23 protein-coding genes are annotated in these 22,529 nt (G+C 57.0%); 9 read left to right on the top strand and 14 right to left on the bottom strand.

What is annotated here, in order from left to right:
- Positions 1 to 3: 3 nt before the first annotated feature.
- Together P0D52_RS10045 and P0D52_RS10040 are read right to left on the bottom strand one after the other, a co-directional pair.
- Positions 4 to 468 carry a hypothetical protein gene (locus P0D52_RS10045; RefSeq protein ID WP_394692520.1) on the bottom strand — a complete coding sequence of 155 codons (465 nt, stop codon included), beginning with the start codon at positions 466 to 468 and terminating at the stop codon, positions 4 to 6.
- Between the two features lie 697 nt (positions 469 to 1,165).
- Complete coding sequence (locus P0D52_RS10040; protein ID WP_394692519.1) at positions 1,166 to 1,594, bottom strand: hypothetical protein; 429 nt, start codon at positions 1,592 to 1,594, stop codon at positions 1,166 to 1,168.
- 946 nt (positions 1,595 to 2,540) lie between these two features.
- Between P0D52_RS10040 and P0D52_RS10035 the strand changes: the two genes are divergently transcribed.
- The 4 genes from P0D52_RS10035 to P0D52_RS10020 all read left to right on the top strand — a co-directional run bounded on the left by P0D52_RS10035 (position 2,541) and on the right by P0D52_RS10020 (position 6,009).
- On the top strand, positions 2,541 to 2,981 hold the full coding sequence (locus tag P0D52_RS10035; protein WP_394692518.1) for a hypothetical protein: 441 nt from the start codon (positions 2,541 to 2,543) through the stop codon (positions 2,979 to 2,981).
- Between the two features lie 127 nt (positions 2,982 to 3,108).
- Complete coding sequence (locus tag P0D52_RS10030; protein ID WP_394692517.1) at positions 3,109 to 4,218, top strand: hypothetical protein; 1,110 nt, start codon at positions 3,109 to 3,111, stop codon at positions 4,216 to 4,218.
- 58 nt (positions 4,219 to 4,276) lie between these two features.
- Positions 4,277 to 5,454 (top strand): IS3 family transposase gene (locus P0D52_RS10025; RefSeq protein WP_394692203.1). Its coding sequence is split into 2 segments (ribosomal slippage): positions 4,277 to 4,529 and positions 4,529 to 5,454, totalling 1,179 coding nucleotides; the frame shifts between segments, so codons are not numbered across the junction.
- A gap of 126 nt (positions 5,455 to 5,580) precedes the next feature.
- Positions 5,581 to 6,009 (top strand): hypothetical protein, encoded by a 429-nt coding sequence (locus P0D52_RS10020; protein WP_394692516.1) that lies wholly within the window; start codon positions 5,581 to 5,583, stop codon positions 6,007 to 6,009.
- A gap of 188 nt (positions 6,010 to 6,197) precedes the next feature.
- Here the strand turns inward: P0D52_RS10020 and uvrB are convergent, their stop codons facing one another.
- Together uvrB and P0D52_RS10010 are read right to left on the bottom strand one after the other, a co-directional pair.
- A complete protein-coding gene (gene uvrB / locus P0D52_RS10015; protein WP_394694785.1) occupies positions 6,198 to 8,315 on the bottom strand; it encodes an excinuclease ABC subunit UvrB in 2,118 nt (705 codons plus the stop codon).
- An 86-nt stretch (positions 8,316 to 8,401) separates the two neighbouring features.
- The gene (locus P0D52_RS10010) at positions 8,402 to 8,986 is read right to left on the bottom strand and encodes a lipocalin family protein (protein WP_394692515.1); all 585 of its coding nucleotides are present in this window, start codon (positions 8,984 to 8,986) and stop codon (positions 8,402 to 8,404) included.
- A gap of 126 nt (positions 8,987 to 9,112) precedes the next feature.
- Here P0D52_RS10010 and P0D52_RS10005 point away from each other — a divergent pair, with 126 nt between their 5' ends.
- The gene (locus P0D52_RS10005) at positions 9,113 to 9,643 is read left to right on the top strand and encodes a response regulator (protein WP_394692514.1); all 531 of its coding nucleotides are present in this window, start codon (positions 9,113 to 9,115) and stop codon (positions 9,641 to 9,643) included.
- Here the strand turns inward: P0D52_RS10005 and P0D52_RS10000 are convergent.
- From P0D52_RS10000 to P0D52_RS09990, 3 genes are all read right to left on the bottom strand, one after another.
- Complete coding sequence (locus tag P0D52_RS10000) at positions 9,640 to 10,659, bottom strand: threonine aldolase family protein (RefSeq protein ID WP_394692513.1); 1,020 nt, start codon at positions 10,657 to 10,659, stop codon at positions 9,640 to 9,642. The genes P0D52_RS10005 and P0D52_RS10000 overlap by 4 nt on opposite strands.
- Before the next feature lie 32 nt (positions 10,660 to 10,691).
- Positions 10,692 to 11,393, bottom strand: coding sequence for a hypothetical protein (locus tag P0D52_RS09995; protein WP_394692512.1), 702 nt, complete (start codon positions 11,391 to 11,393; stop codon positions 10,692 to 10,694).
- Positions 11,394 to 11,635: 242 nt separating this feature from the next.
- Positions 11,636 to 11,818, bottom strand: coding sequence for a hypothetical protein (locus P0D52_RS09990; protein WP_394692511.1), 183 nt, complete (start codon positions 11,816 to 11,818; stop codon positions 11,636 to 11,638).
- Between the two features lie 194 nt (positions 11,819 to 12,012).
- Here P0D52_RS09990 and P0D52_RS09985 point away from each other — a divergent pair, with 194 nt between their 5' ends.
- Together P0D52_RS09985 and P0D52_RS09980 are read left to right on the top strand one after the other, a co-directional pair.
- Positions 12,013 to 13,218 (top strand): pyridoxal phosphate-dependent aminotransferase, encoded by a 1,206-nt coding sequence (locus tag P0D52_RS09985; RefSeq protein ID WP_394692510.1) that lies wholly within the window; start codon positions 12,013 to 12,015, stop codon positions 13,216 to 13,218.
- 111 nt (positions 13,219 to 13,329) lie between these two features.
- Entirely contained in the window at positions 13,330 to 13,797 is a 468-nt protein-coding gene (locus tag P0D52_RS09980) for a Dps family protein (protein WP_394692509.1), read from the top strand.
- A 287-nt stretch (positions 13,798 to 14,084) separates the two neighbouring features.
- On the opposite strand, the gene P0D52_RS09975 is transcribed toward P0D52_RS09980, so the two are convergent.
- The 6 genes from P0D52_RS09975 to P0D52_RS09950 all read right to left on the bottom strand — a co-directional run bounded on the left by P0D52_RS09975 (position 14,085) and on the right by P0D52_RS09950 (position 19,848).
- Positions 14,085 to 14,978: a LysR family transcriptional regulator gene (locus P0D52_RS09975; RefSeq protein ID WP_394692508.1), complete on the bottom strand. Its 894-nt coding sequence runs from the start codon at positions 14,976 to 14,978 to the stop codon at positions 14,085 to 14,087.
- A 12-nt stretch (positions 14,979 to 14,990) separates the two neighbouring features.
- The gene (locus P0D52_RS09970; protein ID WP_394692507.1) at positions 14,991 to 15,989 is read right to left on the bottom strand and encodes an aldo/keto reductase; all 999 of its coding nucleotides are present in this window, start codon (positions 15,987 to 15,989) and stop codon (positions 14,991 to 14,993) included.
- Positions 15,990 to 16,098: 109 nt separating this feature from the next.
- Positions 16,099 to 17,289 carry a DUF547 domain-containing protein gene (locus tag P0D52_RS09965; protein WP_394692506.1) on the bottom strand — a complete coding sequence of 397 codons (1,191 nt, stop codon included), beginning with the start codon at positions 17,287 to 17,289 and terminating at the stop codon, positions 16,099 to 16,101.
- Between the two features lie 98 nt (positions 17,290 to 17,387).
- The gene (gene trxB / locus P0D52_RS09960) at positions 17,388 to 18,332 is read right to left on the bottom strand and encodes a thioredoxin-disulfide reductase (RefSeq protein ID WP_394692505.1); all 945 of its coding nucleotides are present in this window, start codon (positions 18,330 to 18,332) and stop codon (positions 17,388 to 17,390) included.
- A 65-nt stretch (positions 18,333 to 18,397) separates the two neighbouring features.
- Complete coding sequence (locus tag P0D52_RS09955; protein ID WP_394692504.1) at positions 18,398 to 18,901, bottom strand: hypothetical protein; 504 nt, start codon at positions 18,899 to 18,901, stop codon at positions 18,398 to 18,400.
- 29 nt (positions 18,902 to 18,930) lie between these two features.
- Positions 18,931 to 19,848 carry a mitochondrial fission ELM1 family protein gene (locus P0D52_RS09950; RefSeq protein WP_394692503.1) on the bottom strand — a complete coding sequence of 306 codons (918 nt, stop codon included), beginning with the start codon at positions 19,846 to 19,848 and terminating at the stop codon, positions 18,931 to 18,933.
- A gap of 117 nt (positions 19,849 to 19,965) precedes the next feature.
- On the opposite strand from P0D52_RS09950, the gene P0D52_RS09945 reads away from it, so the two are divergent.
- Both P0D52_RS09945 and P0D52_RS09940 read left to right on the top strand, forming a co-directional pair.
- The gene (locus P0D52_RS09945; RefSeq protein ID WP_394692502.1) at positions 19,966 to 20,403 is read left to right on the top strand and encodes a BlaI/MecI/CopY family transcriptional regulator; all 438 of its coding nucleotides are present in this window, start codon (positions 19,966 to 19,968) and stop codon (positions 20,401 to 20,403) included.
- Positions 20,403 to 21,962 (top strand): peptidoglycan DD-metalloendopeptidase family protein, encoded by a 1,560-nt coding sequence (locus P0D52_RS09940; protein ID WP_394692501.1) that lies wholly within the window; start codon positions 20,403 to 20,405, stop codon positions 21,960 to 21,962. The genes P0D52_RS09945 and P0D52_RS09940 overlap by 1 nt, the downstream gene beginning before the upstream one ends.
- Before the next feature lie 72 nt (positions 21,963 to 22,034).
- Here the strand turns inward: P0D52_RS09940 and greA are convergent, their stop codons facing one another.
- Positions 22,035 to 22,508 carry a transcription elongation factor GreA gene (gene greA, locus P0D52_RS09935; protein WP_394692500.1) on the bottom strand — a complete coding sequence of 158 codons (474 nt, stop codon included), beginning with the start codon at positions 22,506 to 22,508 and terminating at the stop codon, positions 22,035 to 22,037.
- Between the last annotated feature and the right edge of the window lie 21 nt (positions 22,509 to 22,529).

Below are 22,529 nucleotides of genomic sequence, written 5' to 3'. Positions count from 1 at the left end.
GCCTCAGTCCTGCGGGCGCAGACAGCGGAACGTGCCCTGAACGCGGCCCTCGGCGGGCACCAGGGAGAGATAGATCGCATTCACGCCATCCCCGTCGATGGGCGCGCCGCCATTGTCGAAGGCCTCGCCCGCATCCAGAGCCGCCGCAGCGGCCGTGATAGAGGCGTCAAAGCCGATCCAGTCCGAAACCGGGCAGGAGACATAGCGGTCGAACTGGCCCAGCACCTGGCGCAGGCGCATGGCGTTCTGCGCATCCAGCGGCGCATCCATGTCGAGCTGATAGGCCGGCTCGGTGCAATACTCCGCGCGAAGGGTGATCTGCGTGCCATCGGGATAGGTGCGGCTTTCGGCGCGGCCACCGGCCTCCGATTGCACGATGTCGGGCAGGCCGAATTCATAGGCGGAGTGGTCAACACAGTCCTCGCGGGCAGCGCCCAGCGTAGCGGCCAGCAGAAAAATCTCGATCATGTGGATGGGTCCCTGTCAGTCTCCGGTCGGGAATCGCCGGTGAATGCCTGATCGCTAATCCGGCGGCCGGCCCCTGTCATCTGAAAAATGAGGCGGGGTGTATTTTATGCGCGTCAATTGTCATCCCGCCCTGCTTGCGGGTGAGAAAACCAACCCCTCACCCTCGAAAGCCGTCCACTCGCGTGGCCGCCTTCCTCTCCCCTTTGAATGGGGAGAGGGAAAGGGTGCGAGATCGCGCAGCGGCGAGCAGCCAGGGTGAGGGGAAAAGCAGCCGGTCCTCGAAGCACGCACCCAACCCAACACCGTCATCCCGGACGGAGCGGCTTGCCCCCGCGAAAGCGGGGGAGCGACGATCCGGGACCCATGCCGCAACGGCGACGGTTCCAGCATGGGTTCCGGGTTCTCGCCTTCGGCTCGCCCCGGAATGACGTTTGAAAGAAACACCTACCCACCTCATGCTGAGGTGCGCGGCGGCAGGCCAGCCTCGAAGCGCGCACACCCACCGTCATCCCGGACGGAGTGGCTTGCCCCCGCGAAAGCGGGGGAACGACGATCCGGGACCCATGCCGCAACGGCGACGGTTCCAGCATGGGTTCCGGGTTCTCGCCTTCGGCTCGCCCCGGAATGACGGCTGAAAGAAACACCTACCCACCTCATGCTGAGGTGCTGCCGACAGGCAGCCTCGAAACACACACACCTATTTCGGCGGATCAGTGGGATAACTGGCGGGCAACAGAACCGTGATCAGCTCTTCCAGAGAGATATCAAACGCCCCGCCGCCTGCGTTGCGCCAGTGCGCCAGACCGTTTTCAAATTCGGGAGCCACCTCGCCGGTGCCGGTCTGCGTGTCCAGAAAGGCGGGCAGGGCACTGGCCTGATAGGGCAGGTGGCCTATCATCCCGCCGGGCGTGTATTCCGGTGGAATGCCGGAGACGGAGATGTGCACGACCGGCCCCAGTCCCTCCACCTCCTCGATATGCCCGATCACGACGCGCACATCCTCCAGCCCTTCGCCATGGATTGACCATTCCTGGCCAACGGCGAGCGGTACGGGCGCTTGCGCAGCGGCGATGGAGAAGAGGCTCGCCATCGCGGCGAGGGTGAGGGTCAGAAAGCGGATAGGCATGGCAGGACTCCTTGTCGGGCCTGACGTTACGCCGTCCCGAGGCTGTGGGCCAGTGTCCGGGTTTCGAAGCACGCACCCAACTGGACCCCTCCTTCGAGGCTCGCTAACGCTCGCACCTCAGGATGAGGTTTTAAGTTAATTCAAACTCCAACCCACCTCATGCTGAGGTGCTGCCGACAGGCAGCCTCGAAGCACGCACCCAACACCGTCATCCCGGACGGAGTGGCTTGCCCCCGCGAAAGCGGGGGAACGACGATCCGGGACCCATGCCGTAACGGCGACGGTTCCAGCTTGGGTTCCGGGTTCTCGCCTTCGGCTCGCCCCGGAATGGCGGCTGAAAGAAACACCAACCCACCTCATGCTGAAGTGCTGGCGGCAGGCCAGCCTCGAAGCACGCACCCAACCCAACCACCGTCATCCCCCGATTTATTCGGGGGATCTCCATGCCAGATGAGATGCCCCGGACCCTCGATCGGGGCCGAGGGCAGGCAAGCCGGGGCATGACGAGAATAATAATACGACCCACCTCATGGTGAGGTGCCCGGCGGCTTGTCCCCGCGAAAGCGGGGAAGCCGGGCCTCGAACCACGCACACCACCGTCATCACACGGCCGCGCAGAGCGCGAGTCCGGGTGATCCCGATGTCATGGAGATCACCCGGATAAACCGGGTGATGACGCGTTTGTTTGTGATCTCCCGCACACCCACCACCGTCTTCCTCCGGTTTAACCGGAGGACCTCGCCCCGAATGAGACTCTGTCTCCCCCTGATTGCGGCCAGCCTGCTCGCCGCATTCCCACGGTCCAGGCTTTCAGTAAGGAAATTATCGACTCTCACCGGTCGCGGATTTTTCGAGAGTACGGGAGGGGGATGGATAAGTTACGCGTTGATAACTTCAGCCAGCTGCGATTTAATCCCTTGAACAAACCAACGCGTGCGAGGCAATTTTGACACCAGATGAATTTGAAGAGCGAGTTAGGGATGTTGCCAGCAAGATTTGGAATTCCGATTGCGTATCGGAATTACTCAATGGCGTTCGCGTAGACGGAATTGTTCGGCTTGGAGCTGACCGTCGCATTATTATCGAAGCAACAAAACAAAAGAGCCTAGAAAAAATTAGAACAGATATTGCGAAATTAAATTCGATCCGTTCAACGGGATTCGGAAACAATATATATTCAGAATGCTTTATAGTTACATATTTTGTTCCTACCGATTCAATGAAACAAGCCGCATCAGACGCTAACGTAAATTTATTGACGTATAAGCAATTTAAGTCAAAGTATTTTGACTTCACGCGTTACCACGATAAAAGAATAAAGAAGCCATTCGGTAGCGCTTTCAATCATCAGACTGGTAGTTTGGATTCTAGGCCATATATATGTTGAGTATTTAAGTAATGACGGAAACATTAATGCAAAAGAAATTGCACATAGACTGAACAAAAAAGAAAAAATCGTACAAATTGGCGAATACGGATCGGGAAAAAGCAAGTGTGCTGAAGAAGTATTTCGCGTGCTTTCGAAGGAGGTAGAAGAGCACTTTCCAATTGCGATTGATCTTCGTCACTGTTGGGGGCTGCGGGGGCGCCACGAGATACTTCGACGTCATCTCGACGACATCGGCGCACCTGAACTTGAACAGCAAATTATTCAAGCTGCTGCTGCGGGGGATCTGATTTTTATCCTCGATGGTTTTGATGAACTAAGTACACAGTCATGGAGCGCAGACCCAAAAGCGCTCAAGAAAATACGTTGGGAAGCACTGGCTGGCGTTAGAGATATGCTTTCGAGCAGCAATACCGGCGTGCTGGTAATTGGGCGTGAGCATTATTTCGACGATCATGATGAGATAAAAAATGCCCTAGGAATTCAAACGGACGTGCTTTGGATTCAAACGCCTGATGAGTTTACTGAAGCGCAAATATCGGAATTTTTCGAATCTACAGGAGCGTATCAAAAGCTTCCCGAGTGGATGCCAAGAAAGCCACTGGTATGCCAGATGATTTCAGGAGCGTCGGAGGAAGATCTAACCGAACTGCTTAATTCCGAAAACAAATATATTTTTTGGAATAAGTTCTTGGATTACATGGCTAGTCGTGATGCTCAAATTGGATCTGGAACTACCAAAGAATCGATTAGGCAAGTTCTGATCAAGCTTGCGAGAAAATGTCGACAAACCGGCGACGGCCTTGGTCCCCTTACACTCCAGGATATGAGCGAAGCATTCGAAGAGCTCGCAGGAGCCTTTCCGATCGAGAACGCTGCTGCAATGTTACAGCGTCTACCAGGGCTGGGTCGCGTTGAGTTCGAGAGCGACAACCGGCAGTTTGTCGATCCCTTTATTGTAAACGGTCTCCAAGCGACGGCCGTTGTTGAGGCCGTTCAAAATTTTGATTCCACATATTTTACGGGAAATTTTATACGCGGGTTAAGCGAGGAAACTGCCCAAATAATTATCGACGCTGCGGAGGTCGAAGAATTAGGCGCCGAGTCGTTCGTTGGGTTTCTGAACCAGAATCGCGAAGCGCAAAATGGAACGGCCAAGGCTGATATGATCGTTCTATCATCTTCAATAAGCGATGGGCCATTGAACTACAAATCGGTCATCGTTGGTAATGCATGACCCAGCCCCCTGAATTCCGGCCACGGGATGGTAGAGTCCATCGAGAAGAGGATGGACGATGCGCAAGAGCCGTTATTCGGAAGAACAGATTATCGGGATGCTCCGCGAGCACGAAGCGGGTGTCACGACGAAGGAGCTATGCCGCAAGTACGGCATCTCGGACGCGACCTTTTACAAGTACAAGGCCAAGTTCGGCGGCATGACGGTGTCGGATGCTCAGCGTCTACGGACGCTGGAAGCAGAGAATGCCAAGCTGAAGCGGTTACTGGCCGAGCAGATGCTGGACAATGCGGCGCTGAAGGATCTCGCCTCAAAAAACTTCTAACGCCCGATGTGAAGCGGCGGGCCGCGCGTCACCTGGTGGAGGCGCACGGGCTGAGCGAGCGTCGGGCGTGCCGGTTGGTCCGGCTGGACCGCTCGACCTTCCAGTATCGCAAGCGCGATGCGGGCGATGAGCGTCTACGTGAGCGGTTGCGCGACCTGGCTGGCGAACGTCGCCGCTTCGGCTATCGCCGTCTGGGCATTCTTCTGGCCCGGGAGGGGCTGAATGCGAACCACAAGAAGCTTTACCGTATCTACCGCGAGGAAGGTCTGGCGGTACGCCGACGCCGGGGCCGCAAGCGGGCCACGGGAACGCGCCGTCCCATGCTGCTGCCGAGCGGCGCCAACCAGCGCTGGAGCCTGGACTTCGTGGCGGATGCGCTTACCGACGGGCGTCGCTTCCGCACCCTGTGCGTGGTGGACGACTTCACCCGTGAAGCACTGGCGATCACGGTCGACACCTCGCTCTCGGGCGTGCGCGTGGGCCGGGAACTGGACCGGATCATCGCCCGGCGCGGCAAGCCGGCCATGATCGTCTCGGACAATGGCACGGAGCTGACAAGCCACGCCATCCTACGCTGGCAGAAAGAGCGCGGTGTCGAATGGCATTACATCGCCCCGGGAAAGCCCCAGCAGAATGGCTTCGTGGAGAGCTTCAATGGCCGCCTGCGGGACGAGTGCCTGAACGAGCACCTGTTCTCGTCACTCTCCGAAGCGCGAACCCTGATCGAGGCTTGGCGGATCGACTACAATACCTGCCGGCCCCACACCTCGCTGGGAGGGCTGGCCCCGGTCATCTACGCCCAGCAAACCCGCAAACACCGGCCCGGTTCGCCTGAGCTACGCATGGGCTCCGCTCACCGGGCCTTGAACCTTGAACCAAAACCAGAAAGAAAGGCGAACAGACTCTACTAACGATCAGCCCGGATCAGGGGGCTGGGTCATGCATCCATTAGCAACTTAGATATTTCCGATATAGACATTGAAAAGGTAACTTTTAACAATTGCTACTTTGATCATTTGAATATTAGTGGTTCAAAATTGAGCGAAGTGTATTTTGATGACTGTGCTATTGAAAAATTAATAGGAATAGGATCTAAAGAGGCATTATCAGAATGCTTTGCAAATTGTGAAATAGAAAAATACGAAAGTATAGAAAATTTAGCGAAATTAAAAGCTCTCGATTTAAGCCCCAAACATAAAATATTATTAACAATAATTCAAAAAACATTTTTTCAGCCGGGTGCTGGCAGAAAAGAAGAAGCATTAACTCGTGGATTCGGACAAATAGCAAAGAAAAAAGATTGGGAAGAAGTGCTTTCTTTGCTTCTGAAAGAGGGAATATTGGATATAGGGGAAGGAAAAGAGGGAAAATTATACATACCAGTACGTAAAAACGCCCGCCGTATGAAAAATATAAAAGAAAAAATGACTTATTGTGGAGATGAATTGTGGGAGCGACTAGAATAAAAAATAAATTAAGATTATCAATGTTTGATATTGTATCATTGCATTTATCCACCTAGACGCTTCAGTTGCCTATCCCCTCCAGCTCTTTATTCTCATCCCCCTCACTTTACTCGCTTTCGCGGACAAAGGTCGCGGGGACACCCTCAATCAAGTTGAGGGCAGGGGCTCCACCGCGCCGCTGAAACCCTCTATCCCCCCTCCAGCGCCTTGATCTCATCCCGCAGCCTTGCCGCCTCTTCAAATTCCAGATTCGCCGCGGCTTCGCGCATCTGTTTCTCCAGATCCGCAATCGTGGCGCGCAGATTGTTCGGTTCGAACGCCACCTGATTTTCGGCGACTTTCGTCTCGCGCCGTTGTGACTTGCCTCTGGTCCGGCCGGAGCGGCCGGCAGCGGTTTTTTCCATCACGCCTTCGAGCACGTCGGAAATGCCGCGCACAATGGTTTTCGGCGTGATGCCGTGTTCGAGATTGTGCGCCGTCTGTTTTTCGCGGCGGCGTTCTGTCTCGGCCATGGCGCGTTCCATGGAACCGGTGATGCGGTCGGCATACAGAATAACTTTGCCATCGACATTTCGCGCCGCCCGGCCAATGGTCTGCACCAGGCTGGTTTCGGAGCGCAGAAAGCCTTCCTTGTCCGCATCCAGAATGGCGACCAGAGCACATTCGGGAATGTCCAGACCTTCGCGCAGCAGATTGATGCCGACCAGCACGTCATATTCGCCCAGGCGCAGATCGCGGATCAGCTCGATCCGCTCCACCGTGTCGATATCCGAGTGCATATAGCGGACCTTCAGCCCCTGCTCATGCATGTATTCGGTGAGGTCCTCGGCCATTTTCTTGGTCAGGGTGGTGATGAGGGTGCGAAAGCCCTTGGCCGCCGTGGCGCGGGCTTCATCAATGATGTCATCGACCTGGCTGGCACCATCTTTCGAGACCGGGCGGACCTCGACCGGCGGGTCGATCAGCCCGGTGGGGCGGATGACCTGCTCGGTAAACACCCCGCCCGTGCGCTCCAGCTCCCAGCCGCCGGGCGTGGCCGAGACACAGATGGTCTGCGGGCGCATGAGGTCCCATTCCTCGAATTTGAGGGGGCGATTGTCGAGGCAGGAGGGCAGGCGGAAGCCGTGATCGGCGAGGGTTTTCTTGCGCGAGAAGTCGCCCTTGAACATGGCGCCCAGCTGCGGAATGGTCTGGTGGCTCTCATCGACAAAGACGAGGGCATCCTCCGGGATATATTCAAACAATGTGGGCGGCGGCTCGCCCGGCTTGCGGCCGGTGAGATAGCGCGAATAATTCTCGATACCGGCGCAGGAGCCCGTGGCGCCGATCATTTCCAGATCAAACTCCGTGCGCTGGGCGAGGCGTTGCGCCTCCAGCAGCTTGCCATTCTGCTCCATCCATTCGAGGCGGACTTTCAGCTCTTCCTTGATGGAGGCCATGGCCTGATGCAGGGTCGGGCGCGGCGTCACATAGTGCGAATTGGCGTAGATCTTGACCGATTTCAGCTCGGTCTGGGCGCGGCCGGTGAGGGGGTCGAACTCGGTGATGCGCTCGATCTCGTCGCCGAAGAAATCCACGCGCCAGGCCCGGTCGTCATAATGCGCCGGGAAGATTTCCAAGACATCGCCCTTCAGGCGGAAGGTGCCGCGGGTGAAGGCGGTGTCATTGCGGGTGTATTGCAGGGCGACGAGTTTCTTCGCGACCTCGCGCGGATCGGCGGTGGCGCCGGTCTTCAGCCCGAACGTCATCGCCGTATAGGTCTCGACCGAGCCGATGCCGTAGATACAGGAGACAGAGGCGATAATGATCACATCATCCCGCTCCAGGATGGAGCGCGTGGCCGCATGACGCATCCGGTCAATCGCCTCGTTTATCGAGGATTCTTTCTCAATGTACGTGTCGGTGCGCGGCACATAGGCTTCGGGCATGTAGTAGTCGTAGTAGGAGACAAAATACTCGACGGCATTACGGGGAAAAAAGCTCTTGAATTCGCCGTATAACTGCGCCGCCAGCGTCTTGTTCGGCGCCAGGATCAGCGCCGGGCGCTGCACCGCCTCAATGATTTTCGCCATGGTGAAGGTCTTGCCCGTCCCCGTCGCCCCGAGGAGAACCTGGTCTCTCTCCTGCGCATTGAGACCGTGGACAAGCTCACTTATCGCCGCCGGCTGGTCTCCGGTTGGAGAATATTCGGAGACACACTCGAACCGGACTCCGCCCTCCGATTTTTCCGGGCGGGCGGGCCGGTGCGGCACCCAGGCGGACGGGGTCGGAACCGGGCTTTCGATTTCGAATTTCGCCTGTCCCATATCCCGGACGGCGCTGTAATCAGCGGTGAGTCGAGCCATTCGCTACATATACGGACTGCGCGGGGAAGTTTCCAGTTTGTTCCGCCTCAATTGTCTGGCAGGCCGGTGGTCGGTGCCGCAGCCGCACTCTCCCACTGGTCCGGATAGATCAGGCCTTCGGTATCAAATCCGAGGCGGTGCAGATAATCCAGCCGGGCCTGCAAGACCTCCGGCGCCATTTGCGGGCTCCGCGACAGGATCCACAGATAGCGGCCCTGCGGTTCGGAAATCACCGCCCAGGAATAATCGTCTGCCAGCTCGATTATCCAGTAATCCCCGAAAAAGGGCCCGAAAAAGCTTACTTCCAGCTTCGCATTCGTCTCGGGATCCGCGATCCGCGCCCGGCCATTCGCGACATCCAGCTCGCCGTCCAGACCGCCCTCCCAGCAGCGGTTGATCACCCGGATCAGGCCATCCTCGCGGCGCTCGTAATACGCTGAAACACCGTGGCAATTTCGCTCGAAACTGTGGTCTGCCCGGGCAATCTCGAACCAGGTGCCCAGATAGCGGTCCACATCCACCGACGCCACAACCGGCGGCGGCGCATCGCCCTCCAGACGGTCACGCGGCGCACTCATACAGGCGGTCAGAAACAGGGGCAGAGAAAGCAGAATGGCGGCGCGAATATTCATTTGAATGTCTTTCCTTGTGAGAAATCCCCGTCGGGAGTGAGGATATATACCCTTGGTTAAGCACGATCAGCGCAGTTTGTTCCATCGGGGCTAGAAGTAACTTAGAGGCGGGTCCGCAGAAAAACCATGGCGGGCAGTTTTGATCGCGTTCGTGTTCTCATCGTTGAGGACAATCCGCATATGTCGGCAATCCTGCGGACAATATTGCAGGGCTTTGGCGTGCGCACGATTCACGAATGCCGCGATGCCGAAACGGCGCTCAACAACATGGCCACCTTCAACCCTGACATTCTGTTGGTCGACCTCCTCATGGGCGAAATGGATGGGCTCGAACTGGCCCACCACGTTCGCAATGACGCCGACAGTCCCAACAAGTATCTGCCGATCATCATGGTCACCGCGCATTCCGAACGCTCCCGCGTCATTCAGGCCATCAATGCCGGCGTCAACGAATACCTGGCGAAACCGGTTCGGCCGATTGATCTGTTCGAGCGTATGATTTCGCTGATCGAGCGGCCGCGGCGTTTCGTGCGTGCGCCGAACTATTTCGGACCGGATCGCCGGCGTCGGCAGGAAGCCCGGTATGAGGGGCCATGGCGCCGCTCGACCGACGAAAAATACCACGAGGACGATGATGCAAGCGAAGCGGCGGCCTAACCATTCAGGGCTTGTTCCAGCGCCTTTATCTCATCGTCCGTTGTAGACCAGCACGCCACAAATCGCGCCGACCCATCCGGCCATGAATAAAACCCAACACCGGCAGAACGCAACTGTGCTGCCAATTCTTCGTCGAGACGCACAAACACCTCGTTGCCATCAACAGGGTGAATGACATCGGCTCCGGCGTTTCGCAGAGTGTCCGCGACTTCAGCCGCCGCTGCATTGGCAGTTCTTGCGAGATCCAGCCATAAATCATCCCGAAGCCAGGCCAGCATCTGCGCCGCAATATATCGGGCCTTGGGCCCCATATGTCCCGAACGTTTTTGACGGGCTTGAAGTTCGGGCAAATGGCGGCGCGCATCGCCAAGCAGCAATATAGCTTCCGCGCCGAGGGCGCCGTTTTTAGTTGCCCCGAGGCAGAGAACGTCTGCTCCTGACTGCCAACTCATGCTGGCGGCGCTTTCCCCGGATGACACCAAGGCGTTCGCAAAGCGTGCTCCGTCAAAATGAATATTCAGGGCCTCCGATTTCGCGCGCTGCGTTAGAGCCTTGAGTTCCGTTGGCGAATAGGCACAGCCGGATTCATTTAGATTTGAAATCGACAAGGCGCGAGGCGGCGGTGCATGCACAAAATCCTGAGGCCATTGATTTAGCGCATTTTCGAGTGCGCTCACGTCGATTTTCGCATGTTCGCCTGCGAGCGGTAAAAGCTTTGCGCCACCAGTAAAAAATTCCGGAGCGCCCCGTTCATCGCGATGGATGTGCGCTTCGTCGTGACAAAGAATCATGCCGTGCGGAGGGCAAAGAACCGATAAAGCCAGCGCGTTTGAGGCGGTGCCGCTGGTTGTTAAAACGAAATCGAGATCAGTCGAGAAAATGTCACTCAATCGATCCGTTAATTCGGCAGATATCACATCGTTGCCATAACTCGCTGCGTAACCGGAATTCGCGCGCGTCAGAGATTCCAGAAGCGCGGGGTGTGCCGGCGCGGTGGTGTCGGAAAGAAAATTCATGACTGTAGAAGGTCGGGAATTTTACTTCCCGGTCAATCCCCGAATGCTGGGTCTGGTTGGGACGCGGGCAACGCTTCTCGTATAGCATCAGCGTTTGGAAGCGCTCGACGTTGAGTGCCGTTGTCCAATGTCGTTTGTCCGGATAATGAGTGTGGCGCTTGGCCAAACTGAGCTCTAATGGAATCAATATCAATCAGATAGAAGCTTGACGCGGTTTCTTCCGCAGCCACCAATTGTGCCTGTTGCCCTGCGCCTTGGGGGCAAATTCCGGTTCGGGCAAACGCATCCGGATCGCCAGGGCATTGAAGGCCGCGGAGCACTGATTGGGTGCCGGGCGAGAGTGCGTAGGGGGTTGCCGAAGGGACTGCAGTCTCAGCTGGAACCTCATCAGCGGAACGGGCTGAAACCGTGGGCGGGGAAGTGATCGCAGGCGGGGCATCCGGCACGTTCTCTTCGGAGGCTTCTGCCTCGGCCATGTTCTCCGCGGGATCAAATTCAGTCGTATTTTCTATGATCGAAGCCGCACGCGGCTCGTCCTCAACTGCGGCCGGTTCGAAAACCAGAGCAATATCAACGGCATTAACATTCTGCTGCGGTAAAGGCTGTGTCGTATCTAGCAGGAGGGCCGCGATGACGACGTGCACAACAGCGGCCATGGCAAGGGCAACAATCGTTCTTGGCTGAACCCGAATGTGCGTTGTTGTGTGCCCGGAAAAAAGCGCGTGAAGTTGCAATTACCCACCCTAGCCTGCCAACAACCCCACCGCGAACAGCTTAAACCATTCACAAAGTCGTGGCGACCCGGACAGGGCAGTTTATCGGGGCTTCTGAGCTTTCGCGGCGCGGCGCCGTGCGTCGTGTAGTGCCGCGACAGAGCGACCGCCTGTTCGCGCCAGAACGCCGAAACCTCTAACGCTAGGTAGTTTGACCGGAGAAGCCGTTCTACGAATGATGGTCATGTCTTCTATTCCTTATGTTATCGCGTTGCGGCGGGTGAAAGGGCTTCGACATTTGAATTGGCGTCGCCCTGATCGGCCATAGGCATGACCAGGCGAGAGGGAGTCTGACTCTGATTGAGAAACAGGGTGACGGCCAATACAGCGGCAGCAAGAACGAGCCCTGTGACAGCGCTTGCATTGCTGGATCCCGGTCTGGCCATCTCTCTTCTCCCCGATTGCCAATTGGCTAGAAGACGTTCCTGCAGCTTCCCGGCCTCCAGAGGGCCAATTCGGGCCAAGTTCAAGAATATTGCGGCCATCTATAGGCAAATGAGGCTAAAAAGGGGCTGGGCGCTTGGCCGCTGACACTTCGACCGCTAGTTTCGCCTCAAACCTTCGGACAAAGGATTCTTGGATGGCTTTTCATCAATCAGACGCGTTGGCGCGGGTTCAGCCCTCGGCCACTCTGGCCGTGACGCAGAAAGCGCGCGAATTGCGAGCACAAGGTGTCGACGTCATTTCACTCGGCGCCGGAGAGCCGGACTTTGACACTCCCGATCATATCAAGGAGGCGGCGATCGCCGCTATTCGCGCCGGCAAGACCAAATACACTGCCGTCGACGGGATTCCGGAATTAAAAGCGGCCATTGTTTCCAAGTTCGAAAGAGAAAATGGTCTTGCATATACGCCAGACCAGGTTTCAGTAGCGCCGGGCGGCAAGCCCATCATATATAATGCGCTGGTAGCAACCCTTAATCCGGGCGATGAGGTTCTGTTTCCAGCACCTTACTGGGTGTCATATCCGGAGATGGTTCGGCTGTGTGGTGGCGAACCAAAAGTCATTCCGGCGGAAATTGACACCGGGTTCAAGATAACGCCTGCGCAGCTGGAATCCGCAATCACGCCCAAAACAAAGTGGTTCATTTTCAACTCACCTTCAAACCCGACGGGGGCCGGATATTCGGCCGATGAAATCCGGGGGCTGACGGATGTTTTGCTGCGTCATCCTCAGGTCATGATCATGACCGACGATATGTACGAACATATTGTCTATAATGGTTATGAATTTGCGACGATCGCCCAGGTCGAACCCCGCCTTTACGACCGGACACTGACAACCAATGGCGTATCGAAAGCCTTTTCGATGACCGGTTGGCGCATCGGCTATGCAGCGGGTCCCAAGGATCTCATCAGCGCCATGCGCAAAGTGATCTCGCAGACGACCTCCAACGCGTGTTCGATCAGCCAATGGGCGGCGCTGGCCGCTCTTGAAGGGCCTATGGACTTCATCCGGGAGCGCAATGATGCGTTCAAGAGACGTCGCGATATCGTGCTGGCCGATATTAATGCTGCGGATGGTCTGTCTGCGCCGGTGCCGGAGGGTGCCTTCTATATTTTTGCTGAATGTTCAGGCTGGATTGGCAAGACCACCCCGAAAGGAACAACGCTTCACAATGATGTTGAGGTATGCAGTGCGCTCCTCGACGAAGAAGCGGTTGCGGCCGTTCCGGGAACGGCCTTTGGCGGGTCTCCCTGCTTTCGCATTTCCTATGCAACGGATGATGATTCATTACGTGAGGCAGGGAAACGGGTTCGGCGTTTCGCTTCCAGTTTGTTATAAATAAAAACAATGCTCGATACAGGAATTATGCATTTGATCTATAGCGCGTAGAGGTGCATACAAAGTTCATCCACTGAGGGCGCATACGCGCCGCCGTAAAGGAGCAAGAGAATGACTGTATCAATGGGTATGGATCAGGCGAAACGGGAAGCCATGGCAGAGGCGGTTACGCGCGTGCTGGCTGATACCTACGCGCTTTATTTCAAGACGCATGCCTACCACTGGAATGTCACTGGCCCCCGTTTTCACGATCTCCATATGCTGTTTGAAACACAGTATAACGAGATGTGGGTGGCAACCGATGAAATCGCGGAACGGATCCGGGCGCTGGGTGTAAAGGCACCATTCTCCTATGCTGAGATGGATAAGCACGCGCAGGTTAAATCGGAGGCTACCAAGACTGACGCGAATGACATGATTGCCGATTTGCTTGCCGGGCACGAGCAAGTGGCTGCTACCCTCCGCATGACGCTCGAAAAAGCTGGCGAAATGGGAGACGAAGCGACGGCAGATGTGTTGACTCCACGACTGACCGCCCATGAAAAAATGGGCTGGATGCTTAGATCAACGCTCGGATAACCTGGATAGGAATTTCGAAAAAAAGAAACCCCGGCCAAAGAGACCGGGGTTTTTCACATCTGTGAAATTGAAGCGCCGGGCCCTAGGGGAGGAGAAGGGTCCCGGCGCAATGTGCATACGGTGTCGGGGAGGAGACAGTATGCAATCTCAGAAGGGAACGTGTCAGCTATTGCTGTGTTCGGTCGGGGATATGAGGGATGACGGCCGGATTGACCAGAGCTAATGGGGAATATCGGTTATGCAGATTTGCAACGATAGACAGGCGAATGCCAGGGCATTGAAAAACCTCAGGCTTCCCAGCGCTTGGCCTCTGATATCAGAAAATCTCGGAACACCATGATCCGGTTTGATCCACGCAATTCTTCCGGGTAGACGAAATAGACCTCGAACACCGGCCCTTCGACATCAGGTAAAACGCGGACGAGCTTGTCATTTTCACGAGCCACATAATCCGGCAGGCTCGCGATACCCAGACCGGCCTCGGTGGCCTTCATAACAGCGTTGATTGTATTGGCTTCGACAATGGCCGCGCGGGGCGCGGCGCCCGGCGGGCGGCCCAGGCGCGCCGCCCAGTCCAGATTTGGAATCGGGGCAAGGGCAGGCGGGCCGTATTGTACAATCGCATGATCGTCGAGATCTTCCGGTACGCTTGGTGTTCCAGACCGATGCAGATAGCTGCGGCTCGCATAGAGATGTTGCGGCACTTGCATGAGCTTGCGTTGAATCAAATCATTCTGGGTCGAGGGCCACGGACGAATGGCGCACTCCGCTTCCAGATTGGCAACGTCCAGTTCGTGATCATCCAACATGAGCCGGATCCGTATATCCGGATATGCCGTGTTGAAGGAGGCCAATCGCGGAGCCAGCCAGATGGCGCCCAGCGCGGTCGGTGCTGTTACGCGAAGATCTCCGGAGGGCTTGTCTCTGGAATCGGCGACCATGGCTTCGGCTAATGCGACCTTGGCCGAGATATCGTGCGCGGCCTTGTAGAGAAGTTTTCCTGGCTCAGTGAGCAACAGGCCGCGCGCGTGCCGATGGAACAGTTTGATGCCCAGCTGGTCTTCCAACGCCGTTATTTGTCGGCTGAGCGCGGATTGCGACAAGCCCAGCGTTTCTGCCGCTGCGGTCAGTGATCCGGCCTCGGCTGCTGCATGAAATGATTTCAGCTTGTCCCAATCCATGGCGTCGCAAGCCTAGCGGTTTACGGCCGACATGCCGGTCTCGTTGTAGCGCGCGCCTTGGACTTTATCGGCCAGCCCTTCGAGTTTGGTGAGCTGGTCTTGCGATAAGGATATATGGGCGGCGCCAAGATTGGACTTGAGGTTGGCCAATTTGGTCGTGCCCGGAATGGCAACGATATTGCTCGCCCGTCCGAGCACCCAGGCCAATGCGATCTGGCCCGGCGTCGCCCCGTGAGTTTCGGCAATGGCTTTGACTTCATCGACAAGTGCCAGATTGGCTTCATAAGCGCCGTCTGCGAAGCGGGGCTGCATGGCGCCCTGACGATATTCGCCCTCACCCGAGGGCTTGTTTTCGCGTGTCATGGCACCGGTTAGCAAGCCACGGCCCAGTGGCGAATAGGCGACCAGCGTGGCGTTGATCGCTTTCAACACAGGCAGAACTTCTGATTCAATATCCCTGGAGAAAATCGAATACTCACTTTGCACAGCTGAAATCGGATGGGTGGCATGTGCCCGGCGAATGGTGTCGGCAGATGCTTCGGACAGGCCGATCGCCCGCACTTTCCCTTCAGCCACCAGTTCGCCCATGGCACCAACGGTTTCCTCGATGGCGACTTTCGGATCAACGCGGTGCAGGTAATAGAGATCGATAACATCCGTTTTCAGGTAGGAAAGCGAGTTTTCTACCGCGCGCCGCATATTGGCGGGGGTTCCGTCCACGGTTGTGCCAGTCATTTTCCCATCGGCATCAAACAGGAATTTCGGCCCGAATTTGGTCGCGATGCGGACTTTGTCGCGGCGGTCTGCAAACGCTGCCCCGAGTAACTTTTCATTCGCGCCCATGCCGTACATTTCGGCCGTATCAAAGTGATTTACGCCTGCCTCAATGGCGGCATGAAGCAATTTGATCGCGTCGGCCTGATCCGTCGGCTCTCCGTAGAAGGCCGAAAGCCCCATACATCCAAGGCCAATCGGATTAACTGAAAAACCGTCAATTTTGCGCTGATCCATAAGTCCCTCCCAAGGCAGCTGCCAGCTTAGCGGTCATCTGCACGCTTGGCACTCCCCAAAACGAAAAGCGGCCCCGAAGGGCCGCCTAAGTATTTCATTGTAACAGAGGCTAATTTGAGGGCTCCTCTGCCTCTTCTGCTTCTTCATCCTCGTCTTCGTCGAGATTGATGACAATCTGCTCGCTACGATCCGGCAGGTCGCGAATGAACACGTCTCCGGACAGGCCGTTTCTCATCTGGCGTAGACGGCGCTCGATGACGAAATTCAGCAGGATACGGGCATTGTCAGGAAGGTTGCTGCAGAAGGAGGCTTCCCGCTCAACGCCGCTGGCATTTGTCGTTGTCGGACTGATCGAGCCGCCACAACGATTCGAGCCATTTGTCATATCCGCGAGGCCCCACTCATTGACATTCGCGCGAAGCGGCATGTCACGCTCCACCAGTTCGGCGACGTCGTCATTGGCGAGGGTAAGCAAATGGGCCCGAACCTCATTTTCCCAGTCGGGAAAGAAATACGGGCGCGCCATCCGGTAATGTTCCGAGATATCGAGACGATTGGGCGTGCTGTCGACGCCGCGCAGAGCGTTCACGAACTCACGCCCATTTGACTCCAGCTGGCGCCAAACAGTGTCGCCTTCATAGGCGTCACGCCGGATACGCGGGCTGCCAACGCTCCCGTTGAAGAAGCCATAGATCACCAACGGGTCATCCCAATACCGATAGACAATATTATACTGGATATCGTTGAGGCTGAGCGCCTCGCCCATGACGGTCAGGATGTTGGCTTCATAGAGGGGTTCATTCGTGCCGTAGGCGCGCATCCGGTCGAGGTCGTGTCGCGGATAGTTCAAGGCAACCTGTTCGACCACCGCGACCGTGTAGAGGTTCAGCCAGTAAGACAGTTGTTCGTTGGGGTGCAGGGCGCCAAAATTGATCTGTTCAGGCAATTGCTCCAGCTCCGCCCGATACGCGGAAATCGCATCAGTGTGAAAATCCTCGAACAGGTGAAGTATGATCCGGTTTGCTTCGTAACGATAGCGGCTGTCATTTCCCGTATAGATGCGTGTGCCCGTAAAGATGGGGTCCCCGCGTGCAGAACGCCGGTCCGACAGGCCGACATTCAGCACGATATCGCTGAGCATGTCGGACCAGACCGAATAATCGACTTGTTGGCCGCCATGATCGGCGACCGACGGATTGAACTGTTCAAATCTCGTCTCGTCGCTTGATTGAAGGGCTGCAGCCATAGGCGCGGCGAGGCAGAAAAGCGCGACCAAGATCGCTCGTGCAAATTGAAGCATGCCTGTTCCCCGGAACGAAGGTTTGTACGAATAGCCGTCAACCATTGCCACAGCTGCCGCATGTGACCGAGTTAATTCAGCTTAATGAAAAATCCAGTCTATTCGTTAGCGGCAAGATAGCGCTCGGCTTCGAGCGCCGCCATGCAGCCCATTCCCGCAGCCGTAACGGCCTGCCGGAAAACATCGTCCGTGACATCTCCGGCAGCGAACACGCCTGGAATAGAGGTTGCCGTAGAGTCCGGCGTTGTGACCAGATAGCCGCCAGCCTTGGTTTCCAGTTGCTCGGTGAAGAGCTCGGTCGCCGGCGCATGCCCGATGGCAATGAAAACACCATCGGCCGGACGCTCCATAATGTCTCCGGTCTGGGTGTGCTTCAGCCGAACGCCGGTCACGCCGGGAGGATTCGTATCGCCGGTAATTTCCTCCAGTGTGTGATCCCAGATCACCTCGATCTTCGGGTGCTTGAACAGGCGTTCCTGCATCACTTTTTCGGCCCGCAATTCGTCACGCCGGTGGACCAGCGTGACCTTGCTGGCAAAATTGGTCAGGAACAATGCCTCCTCGACCGCGGTATTGCCGCCGCCGATCACGAAGACTTCTTTCTCGCGGTAGAAGAAGCCATCGCATGTGGCGCAAGCCGACACACCAAATCCCTGGAATTTCTGTTCGGATTCAAGCCCCAGCCATTTCGCGCTCGCGCCCGTCGCGATGATGACGCTATCCGCCGTGTAAACGGTACCGCCATCGCCCTTCAGCCTGAAAGGGCGTTCGGATAGGTCGGCTTCGACAATAATATCCTCGACAATGTCGGTGCCCACATGTTCGGCCTGAGCGCGCATTTGCTCCATCAGCCACGGCCCCTGGATCACATCTGCAAAGCCGGGATAATTCTCGACATCGGTCGTGATGGTCAGCTGCCCGCCGGGTTGCAGCCCCGCAATCAGCGTCGGTTTCAACATGGCGCGCGCGGCATAGATGGCCGCCGTATAGCCGGCGGCACCGGATCCAATGATGACGACTTTGCTGTGACGGGGCTCGGACATGATTTCGCTCTCTCGGGATTCCTTTGACCCCGGCTTAAGTAATCAAAGCCCGCTTGCCTACAAGTCTATTCAGGAAAGGCTTCTGCATATTGTGGAGAAAGCTGGCGCATGATCACGGGATCAAGATTGCCGCCCGGTGTAAGACCGAGAGAGTCCGCCTCTTCAGGCGTCACTTGTCCGGATTCGATCAGATGGGCGGCATAGATATGCGCTGCCCGAAGCCCTGATTCGCTATGCAGCACGATGTTTGCGTCTTCATTCATGCTCAACTGAAATGCCAGCGCCGAGGTCATGGACCGGCTGAAACCGTCAGAACCGCCGACGCCGAACTGGACATAGGTCATGCCGGCACCGAGCGCTGCGACATCTTCCTGGAAAGACAATTCGGCGACTTCGTCATCCGGCCGGATATTGATGATCACCGTCCGCCCGGCGTCTGCCCAGGCTTGAATATCGGCTTCGGTCGGTTGTCCGGCGAGCCAGAGTCCATCGTGTTCAGCGATAACTTGTGGAGGCCCCGCATCTGCGCTCTGGCCATTGCCGCCTTGTGAGCATGCTGTCGCGGTCACCAAAAACAAAATTCCAAATAAAGGCCGGATCATCGCTTATCCCCCCGATCAAATGAATGGGCCAGCAGCTTCGCGATCCTTCGGGTTTCGTCAAGCGGTTCATAGGTCCATCGATCCATTCTTCCCAGGCAGGGGCGAAGCGCATTTCGGGCTTCGAGTGCCGCATGCAGGAGCCGGAATTTCCCCGGATTGCCCTCCAGCGGCAGTGAATAGACCGGCGTCCCGGTAAAGGCGGCCTCTGTGAGCATGTTGGTGGAGTCTTCGGTTGCGAAAATCAGATCAGCCGCCGCGAGGAAGGCGAAAAAGGGGTTTTCGCCTTCGCCGCTAAAGACCCAGCAACGATCATCCGTCGCGAGAGCGGAGAGGGCGCGGACTAGCGATGCTGGCGTTCGCCGCGACGTCGTGATCATCAGGTTATAGCCGTTGTCCATGAGCCATCTGGCCCGATCTAACAGAGAGGCCTGTACGTCTGCCGTCATCGTCAATCGTTTGTTCGGTCCGCCAATCAGCAGGGCCGCCCGTGGTGCAGGAAGAGGCGCAAGCCGGTCGGCAAACTTCTCGCGCTCCCTGGTCAGGCGCTCCATCGTCAGACGATTGGGGGAACCAATCATGGCCAGGGCATTTTTCCGGACCAGCTGATCGTGGGCGGGCGCAACAATCGTATCAAACAGCTGATAATGGCCGCGCGGATCCTGCACATAAATAAAGCGGGCCTTGGGATAATTCTTGCGATGCTTTTTGGCGACATCAATGGCAGGCCGGCCACAGCCGATCCAGATTGCGGGGTTTTCTGCGTCCGGGAGCGTTACATAGCCATCATCACGGATCAGGGCCCGGTGCATTTGTCCGCCTGTCTCGCGCGCCAGCGCTTCCGCCAGCCCTATTGCCTGGTTCTCTACACCGCGGCGGCCATCGGCGACGGCCCAGATTTCCGGTTCAGCTGACATCTCTCTCGTGTGGCCGATCTCTGCGTCGGGAGCAAGTCTTCGACGATAGCAATGCGCAATCTTCGTCGCCCGCCGACATAAGGCAATGATTTCACCGTCTGGAAATTCGCGATTGACATGGCGTGTTACGGCTGTAACGTGTGTGACATCTGTAACGTAGATGTGACGGGAAGAATGTCTAGCGCCCCTTCAAACACAGAACTCACGATATTAAAGCATCTTTGGACGACTGGCCCGCAGAGTGCGCGCGAAGTTCAAGACGCAATCGGCAAGCAGACGGGCTGGTCCTATTCGACCACACGGACGCTTTTGCTCCGGATGACCGAGAAGAAGATCGTTCGCCGTCAGGACAGTCATGGACTCGCTGTTTTTGCGGCGAATGTTTCAAAGGTCGCGCTCATGGGCGAACTGATCCGCGGGTTTGCGGCGAATATTCTCGATATAGACGGCCCGATCTCTGCCACCGCATTTACGTCCAGCAAATTGTTTTCCGAGGAAGAAGCGGCAGAGCTGACGCGGCTTCTAGAAGAGGTGCCGAACGAGGAGGGCGAGTGATGGGCGGCTTCTTTGGTGCGCTAATATCGGGTGGTCTGCTTTCAGTTGCGTGCGGTGGTGTTATCTGGCTGCTGTTCAGTCGCCTGCGCCAGCCAAGCGTCACATTGTGGCGAGTCGCGCGCTTCGCGTGTCTATTGCCCCTTGTCGCGGCACCCCTGATCTTCCTGGTCCCGGATGCCCAAATGCCGGCGGCCGACCCGCTTGCTGCCGTGCATTCCGAACTTCCCGGAAACGTGGCGGAGCTGATACCCGGCTATGCGCCAGCAGCAGGTTCCAATGTGTCTTTCAACCCGGTCTGGGTTACGTGGATTTATGCGGCAGGCCTGTTCTTTTCTCTGGCGAAAGCGCTCCTGCGTCACGTGCGCCGCTGCCGAATGATCAAATCCTGCCGCGCCCCGAATGCGCGCGAAGAGCAATTGCTTGAGGCGATGAGCATGGACAAGCCATCTGGCTTGTTGCCGGTCTTGATCCACAAGAGTTTGCCATCGCCCATTCTGACGGGCTGGAACTCCCGGATTATTCTCCCGGCCGCAATATTCAGCGACCCTCTGACTCTGAAATTTGCCTTGGCCCACGAGTACGCCCATGCGCGTCGAGGCGATGAAAGGGACCGGCTTATCGGAACGGCCCTGACGACGCTGTTGTGGTTTCATTTGCCGTTGCGTTGGATCGAAGCGGAGCTTTCGACCGCGCGAGAAGTCGCCTGCGATGCAGAAACGCTCGCCGGGCAGGCGCAATCATCGCGACCGGCCTATGCGGCCACCCTGATCAATTCAATGCGACTGGCAGCTCCGCCTGCCTCTGCTTTCGGCCCCCAAAACAGGAGACACATCCACATGCGTATACGATCCATTCTCGATGGCCATCCGCCCGCTCGCCGCTCTTCAATTGCGCTCGCGGTGGGCACATCCCTCGCTATCATCCTGCCTCTGGCAGTCGCTCAGGCTGCCTGGATAGATCGACGGGATGCCCCGCCCATGGTCCAGAAAATCGAGCCGATCAATCAATTCGCTGAACCCGTTTCCGAGCCGGTTGAAATCGCATTTGGCGATCTGGCATTCGGAGCGGCCGCTGACCCGGCTCCGGCAATGGCGCCGGAACCGGCTCCGGAGCCCGGCGATATGCATTTCGCGCCAACCGCCGCTCCGGCACCCTTTGTCAGACGCCCCGTAGAAGGCGGCCGAATCTCCAGCCGCTTTGGCCCCCGTCCTTCGCAGCCTGCCGGTGCGCCGCCCATGCATTCCGGTACCGATATTGCCGCTCCGCAGGGCACGCCAATTGTCGCGCCGGCGTCCGGCCGGATCGTGCATGCCGATTTCGGATTTGCCGATAGCGAAGCCTGGGGCAATACCATCGCGATCGATCACGGCAATGGATGGCAGACGGTCTATGCTCACATGGAGGGGTTCGACGTGTCGCTTGGCGATCTTGTGAGCCCTGGTCAGCAAATCGGTCGCGTGGGATCGACTGGCAATTCCACCGGACCCCATGTCCATGTGGAAGTACGTCACAATGGTGAGCGCATTGACCCCGCTCAACATGTTCCGGGGCTGGACTGACCGATCAAAATCAACCGCAAACCAGAACGGCCGGGCAATCGCCCGGCCGTTTCAGTTTGAATCCGGTAACAACTAGATCCAGTCGACCTTCAAAATCTCGTAGGATTTCAGGCCGCCCGGCGCATTTACCTCGATCACGTCACCGACTTCCTTGTTGATCAGGGCGCGGGCAATGGGAGAGGTGATGGAAATCTTGCCATCCTTGACGCTGGCCTCGTCCTCACCGACGATTTTATAGACGGCTTCGGCGTCAGTGTCCTCGTCGACGACGGTGACGGTCGCGCCGAACATGATGGTATCTCCGCTCAGCTTGGTGACATCAATCACCTGAGAGCGGGCCAGCTTGTCCTCGATCTCGGCCAGACGGCCTTCAATCCAGCCCTGACGTTCCTTCGCCGCATGGTATTCGGCGTTCTCGGAGAGATCGCCGTGCTCGCGCGCCTCCGCAATCGCCTGAATCACCGCAGGGCGCTCAGTCGTTTTCAGGTGCTTCATTTCTTCGTCGAGGGCTTTGAAACCGTCGGCGGTCATAGGAATTTTTGACATGTTTGATTTTTGGCTGTTCTT

Source organism: Hyphobacterium sp. (assembly GCF_043584775.1).
GTDB lineage: Bacteria > Pseudomonadota > Alphaproteobacteria > Caulobacterales > Maricaulaceae > Hyphobacterium.
This window is presented reverse-complemented; position numbering and strand designations above follow the sequence as displayed.

Bases quoted from the DNA above. Each gene is read 5' to 3' on its own strand.
- P0D52_RS09950 (WP_394692503.1), bottom strand. From the start codon at position 19,848: ATGTCAGCTGAACCGGAAATCTGGGCCGTCGCCGATGGCCGCCGCGGT.
- P0D52_RS09965 (WP_394692506.1), bottom strand. From the start codon at position 17,289: ATGCTTCAATTTGCACGAGCGATCTTGGTCGCGCTTTTCTGCCTCGCC.
- P0D52_RS10005 (WP_394692514.1), top strand. From the start codon at position 9,113: ATGGCGGGCAGTTTTGATCGCGTTCGTGTTCTCATCGTTGAGGACAAT.
- uvrB (WP_394694785.1), bottom strand. From the start codon at position 8,315: ATGGGACAGGCGAAATTCGAAATCGAAAGCCCGGTTCCGACCCCGTCC.
- P0D52_RS09980 (WP_394692509.1), top strand. From the start codon at position 13,330: ATGACTGTATCAATGGGTATGGATCAGGCGAAACGGGAAGCCATGGCA.
- P0D52_RS10040 (WP_394692519.1), bottom strand. From the start codon at position 1,594: ATGCCTATCCGCTTTCTGACCCTCACCCTCGCCGCGATGGCGAGCCTC.
- P0D52_RS09970 (WP_394692507.1), bottom strand. From the start codon at position 15,989: ATGGATCAGCGCAAAATTGACGGTTTTTCAGTTAATCCGATTGGCCTT.
- trxB (WP_394692505.1), bottom strand. From the start codon at position 18,332: ATGTCCGAGCCCCGTCACAGCAAAGTCGTCATCATTGGATCCGGTGCC.
- P0D52_RS10045 (WP_394692520.1), bottom strand. From the start codon at position 468: ATGATCGAGATTTTTCTGCTGGCCGCTACGCTGGGCGCTGCCCGCGAG.
- greA (WP_394692500.1), bottom strand. From the start codon at position 22,508: ATGTCAAAAATTCCTATGACCGCCGACGGTTTCAAAGCCCTCGACGAA.
- P0D52_RS09990 (WP_394692511.1), bottom strand. From the start codon at position 11,818: ATGGCCAGACCGGGATCCAGCAATGCAAGCGCTGTCACAGGGCTCGTT.
- P0D52_RS10010 (WP_394692515.1), bottom strand. From the start codon at position 8,986: ATGAATATTCGCGCCGCCATTCTGCTTTCTCTGCCCCTGTTTCTGACC.
- P0D52_RS09940 (WP_394692501.1), top strand. From the start codon at position 20,403: ATGGGCGGCTTCTTTGGTGCGCTAATATCGGGTGGTCTGCTTTCAGTT.
- P0D52_RS10000 (WP_394692513.1), bottom strand. From the start codon at position 10,659: ATGAATTTTCTTTCCGACACCACCGCGCCGGCACACCCCGCGCTTCTG.
- P0D52_RS09985 (WP_394692510.1), top strand. From the start codon at position 12,013: ATGGCTTTTCATCAATCAGACGCGTTGGCGCGGGTTCAGCCCTCGGCC.
- P0D52_RS09945 (WP_394692502.1), top strand. From the start codon at position 19,966: ATGGCGTGTTACGGCTGTAACGTGTGTGACATCTGTAACGTAGATGTG.
- P0D52_RS09975 (WP_394692508.1), bottom strand. From the start codon at position 14,978: ATGGATTGGGACAAGCTGAAATCATTTCATGCAGCAGCCGAGGCCGGA.